The sequence below is a fragment of the Thermoplasmata archaeon genome (assembly GCA_035632695.1).
In the GTDB taxonomy this organism is placed as follows: domain Archaea; phylum Thermoplasmatota; class Thermoplasmata; order RBG-16-68-12; family RBG-16-68-12; genus RBG-16-68-12.
Genome location: DASQGG010000125.1, coordinates 1 through 4,911, shown reverse-complemented (window position 1 = coordinate 4,911; position 4,911 = coordinate 1). Strand labels below are relative to the sequence as shown.

Here is a 4,911-nt window from a genome sequence, read left to right as displayed (position 1 = left end):
CGATCGAACACGCGTCATGGGGGCTTCTCCTATCTTGGCGCGAAAGGTCGCGGGTTACATGGAGCAAGATACTCGACAGAGTGGCCTGTCGGATTGGAGGAGTAAGAGGCACCGGTGCTGACAGGGAGTTGGACACCCACTGTTCGCATCACAGGTTCTAATAGGGATTTCGGGCAGCCTAAAGGTAGGTACGCGAGATGACCCTCACGCGGGAATCGGAATCCCACGCTCCAAGTGAACCGACCGCCACCGATCCGCGGACGGACCGCATGCGGGGCCTTCGCCCTTTCGGGCGCTCTGCGCTGTCACTTGTCGTCACAATTACCCTCGTCCTGGGGATCCTGCTGGGGTCTGTGGCGTATGGGCTTTTGGCTCCCGCGGGTCACGCCTCAGGTGCGACCGGACCCGCGAGCATCGACCGCCTCTACCTCACCATCGCTTTCAATCCTGGAACGGGCCATGACGAGTACTTCCCTGCGAACTTCACCGTCCCGGCTGACACCCCCGTTCTCGTGACCATCACCTGCTACGACAACGCGTCGAACCCGGTTCCGAATGCTGTCGGCGAGGTCAAAGGGACCGTGGGCGGAGTCGAGACGATCACAAACGAGACGAATCCGAACGGGTTTGTCGTGTCCCGCGTGAACGGGACGGCCGTGAGCCACACCTTCACCCTGAACAGCCCGCCCTACGACCTAAACGTCCCGGTCCCACCCGCCCCGAGCAAAGCCGTGCCCGTCCTCGTTACCTTCGGGGCCTACTTCAACGCAACGGGGAGCTTCATGTGGCAGTGCCTAGCGCCTTGCGATCCGGTCTCCATGGCCACGATGGGACTTATGATGGGCACGGTCACCGTCGTAAATGTCTAGTTCGGTAGGGTTGCATTACGGAACGCGCGCGGGGCATGGGCGTCAAGTCGACTCATGGCGCTCGAACGACAGGGGCGGGGGCGTGGCGCCTTCCACACTCCAGAGCAAAGGCGCGATCGTTCTCTGCGGGACGAGGGCAAGTGCAATCGCGAACACGCCCAGGAGCAGATGCTGGAATCCCCAATGAAAGTAGAGGGCGGGACCCAGCGCGGAATCTGGAGGTAAGGCGCCCCAGGCTGCCGGAGCGCCCAGGACGCCGAGGAGTTCGTTCAGGAAGCCTCCGAGGCCTAGGTTCACGAGCGCCGGGGGCACCCCGACGCCCCACGGATATCCTCCGACGAGCAGGGCGATTCGCAGGGGCCAGCTCCTGCCCCGATGTATTCCCCTCGCCATCCAAGTCGCAAGTTCCCGCGGAAACAAGCCCGCGGCCACGGCGGCCAGAGAGAGGATCTGATGTTCTACGATCCAGTGATACCAGATCGCGGCATCCGCGGAGGTGGGCGAGACGTTTCCCCACTCAACGAACATCGCGAGGGACCAGGTAATCCCCGCCACGAGCAAGGCGACGCGCAACATCGAGCCCAGGACGAACCTCCGATCCTTCGGGGGCGGCACCGGACAGGTTTGGTTGCTCGTCCGTAGCGCGCGCTCCGTTACCAGTAGGCACAGCCCGACCACCATGACCTGGAACAAACTGATGTACCAGTCCTCGCGGAGCAAGGTCGCGAGGTCCGTGCCGCTGGCGGCCGCGACCACCGCAACGCCGGCAGCACTCGCACAAGTCGTGCAGCAACATGCCCCCATCGTCGCGAGTCCGGTAATGGCAGGCGCGACGGCTGCGGTTGTTCCCGGCGAAGGCTGGGCCTCCGTCCCGTCGGGAAGGCGGATCCTGGGGAGCAGGAGAAGGAGGGCCGAAGTGCCACCGAGCCCGACGCCGGCGGAGACTAGAGCCATCCCTACCGCAGGAAGGAACGGGAGGGTGAGGAACAGCCCGGGTACGATGACGAAGACCCAGGGATAGTCCCACCACGGGCTCCCCGAGTACAGGACTTGTGCCGCGAACGATTGGTGGGCCGTCGAGACGTCCAGCATTCCCCCCAAGAGCATAGACAAAATCGCGTAGAGCAGGGCCACGTCGAACGCCCAGCCCTTAGCCCGACGCGTCCGCAGGAGGGCTCGAGTCTGGGAGAGGGACATCAGGGAAACGAGACGCCGGAGGGTGTCTCCCCGCCCACGACCTGGAGGTCCCGTTGCGTCAGCCACGGGCAGCAACTCCCTGCCTAGGAGTTTCACTCATCGGTCTTTCGCCGCCGGCCCCGCGTTGGCTTCGTCCTGCCCTGCCCCCTGTCCCATGCGGCTCCCCCTTGAGTTCGACTCACCGGTTCGGTGCGGTGGCCTCTTCGCGACCCAGCGGAATGCCCGGAGGGAAAGGAGGGCGACCAGCACCACGGTGGGGACGATCCAGATGAGCGCCGTCCACGGGTTCGCAGGAGGCGCGATCAGGTTGAAGACGTAGGCCACGGTCACGTTCTGCGTGTTCGGGTTCACCCAGTACACCATGTACGCGCTCGACCCGGGCACGGACCAGTTGTAGGCATCGTAGGACTCGTTCACGCTGTAGAAGAGCACGTAGCCCGTGGGAGGGTCGTGGTCATGGATCTCGAAATGGATGGCCGGGCCGTTACCAGTGTTGGCGTACCAGACGAAGTTGAGGGTGTCGCCGGGTCCGATGGGGAGGCCCATGCTGGAGATGTACGCGTGCAGAGTGCTGTTCTGCGTCCCCGTGGGCGTCAAGACGAAAGACCCTTTCGCGGTGATCGTGGCGGATCCCGCGGCGTGCGCGGACGCAGCCGAGGAGGATGCAAAGAGGACGGCCACGGCGAGCCAGACGAGGGCGGCACGCATGAGACTCACCCCGACGCGATGACGACGTAAAAACTTGTCTCGACATCGAACGCGCTGTATCGAGTGACGAGAAGGTCGATGCGCCAGGTCCCGGCTCGCGAGAGCGCGGGGGAAATGACGTACATGTGATTCCCGTGCGGACCCAAGAGTGCCACGGTCTCCGGAGGCAGCGTGGTGTTCGTCAGGGTGAACGTCAGCGTGCCATTCCGGACGCCGTTGTAGTCTGCGCCGGTCGTCGCGTTGTATACGAGGACGACGAACGTATAGACGCCCGGCGTCTGGGGATACGGAGTGATGGAGAAGTCGAACGTCAGTCCCTGGGTCGTCGACGCGACCAGGAACGTCTGCGGCCCCGCGGAAACGGTAGCGGCGGGGCTGAGGCTCGTGAGGAGGGCCGCCAACGCAAGGACGATCGCGCCGAGGACCGCCTCTACCTTGACGGTCCTGGCAACCCGAGCAACCGCCGACGGCTCGGGCGGGTCGCCCGGCTCCTTTTCACGAAGGTGGGAGCGGTTGTAGGCGCCGAGGGCGACCATAGGGGCGAAGAGGGACACCTTGGCCAGCACGACCCAGCCGTAGCCCGTGCCCAACAACGCGCCCCAGCTGCCCACGAGGAGGACTCCGAGCAGGATCCCCGTGGCCAGGATCAGGGCCACGGAATAGCCGGCGAACCGCGAGAACCGCCTCAAGGCACCGCCGCCGAGGGAGCGGGCCGCGTCGTCGACAAGGTAGCGCCGGACAAGGACGATGGCAACGAGGCCTCCGACCCACGCAGCCACGGCGAGGAGGTGGAAGCCTTCCCCGAGCAGCCCGACAAACGGCAGGGTTGTCGAAGCGGCCCCGTGCGTGTCGAAGCTCCCCGCGACGATGATGAAGAGGCCGAGAACCGCGGGAACGAGAAATGGATTCTTCAGAGAGAAGCCCGCGGGCTTTCCCTCGGCATTGCGGTCCAGATACAAGCTGACCGCGGCGAATGCGCCCAGGAACGTCTCGGTCAAGAGCGCCACGAGAAACGAGGAGGCCCAGACGTCACCCAGGCTGGCGGGGCGCACAGTGAGCCAGACGTCCACGAGCCAGACCATCGTCGCGAGGGCGAGGGCGAAGTACGCGAGCCTGTCCCAGAGAAGTAGCTCGCGGCGCCCCTTCGCGTGGACCCCGGCCTCCGCGTCGCCCAGATCCTTTCCTGCAGGCTCCCAAACCAAGAGGCCGAAAACGGCGAGGCCGAAGGCGACGACGACGCTCGTGAAGTTCGCGTCGCGCAGGACGATCTCAAGAGGGGAGAGAGGAGCCCCGCTCGAAGTGGCGGTGCTCGAAGGCAAGGGCCCCGGGAGGGTACCGTCCGGGTTCTCCACCGCAAAGGAGAAGGAGCCGGTGGTGAAGTGGCCGTCCACCGCGGAAACCGCGTTCCAGGTGACCGTGTAGATGCCCGGCCCGATGTGTTGCAGGCTGACGCTCATCGTGAACGCGTCCGTGGGGGAGATCAGGGTGTTTCCCTGGTCCACCTCCGCGCCCGAAGAATTCGTGACCCGGATGGACTCGGAACCGGGCTGGATCTGTTCGGACAGGGTCACCGTCACGTTGGTCGGAGCCTGGGGCAGGATCGCCCCCGCGCCCGGGTTCGAGGACACGTAGTTCGCGTGGGCTGAGGCTCCTCCCGCAACCGCGCTGAGCGTGAGGAGGCCGATGAGCACGAGGAGGACGCCTTTGAGGCTCATGGGTTCTTGCGGCCCCTCCTCCAGGAGAGCACGCCCACGCCAACCCCCGCCACGCCGAACACCACGGCAAGGGCCGCGATTCCTGTGGCCAGAGCGACCTGCGATTGTAGCGAGGAGATCTGAGAGGAAAGGGTGTTGTCGTTTCCCTGCAGCGTGGACGGGGTGGGATTCGGAACGGGGAATTCCACTGTGGACGAGGCTTGGACGTTGTCGAGCGGCACGGTGATGTTAATCGCCGTCCCGGCGAGGTTGCCGACAATCCGAACGGAATATGAACCTGCGATCGTGGGGATGATGGGGAACGTGTACCAACCATCACGACCCTCCTGCGGCGAGAGTGCCTGCGTCGAAGACGCCGGGCCGCTCATGATGACCGCGGTCAGGTTGTTTTCTGCGCCGAGGACCCACACGACGGTTCCGTT

General features: G+C 65.0%; 5 protein-coding genes. 1 reads left to right on the top strand and 4 read right to left on the bottom strand.

What is annotated here, in order from left to right; genetic code table 11:
- The first annotated feature begins 269 nt into the window (after positions 1-269).
- Positions 270-869: a hypothetical protein gene (locus tag VEY12_08275; protein HYM40120.1), complete on the top strand. Its 600-nt coding sequence runs from the start codon at positions 270-272 to the stop codon at positions 867-869.
- A gap of 42 nt (positions 870-911) precedes the next feature.
- On the opposite strand, the gene VEY12_08270 is transcribed toward VEY12_08275, so the two are convergent.
- The 4 genes from VEY12_08270 to VEY12_08255 form a co-directional block, all read right to left on the bottom strand.
- The gene (locus VEY12_08270; GenBank protein HYM40119.1) at positions 912-2,132 is read right to left on the bottom strand and encodes a hypothetical protein; all 1,221 of its coding nucleotides are present in this window, start codon (positions 2,130-2,132) and stop codon (positions 912-914) included.
- Between the two features lie 30 nt (positions 2,133-2,162).
- The gene (locus tag VEY12_08265) at positions 2,163-2,774 is read right to left on the bottom strand and encodes a hypothetical protein (protein ID HYM40118.1); all 612 of its coding nucleotides are present in this window, start codon (positions 2,772-2,774) and stop codon (positions 2,163-2,165) included.
- Between the two features lie 5 nt (positions 2,775-2,779).
- The gene (locus VEY12_08260; GenBank protein ID HYM40117.1) at positions 2,780-4,489 is read right to left on the bottom strand and encodes a CopD family protein; all 1,710 of its coding nucleotides are present in this window, start codon (positions 4,487-4,489) and stop codon (positions 2,780-2,782) included.
- Positions 4,486-4,911: hypothetical protein (locus tag VEY12_08255; protein ID HYM40116.1), on the bottom strand; the 426-nt coding region annotated here is incomplete at its 5' end. The genes VEY12_08260 and VEY12_08255, both read right to left, overlap by 4 nt.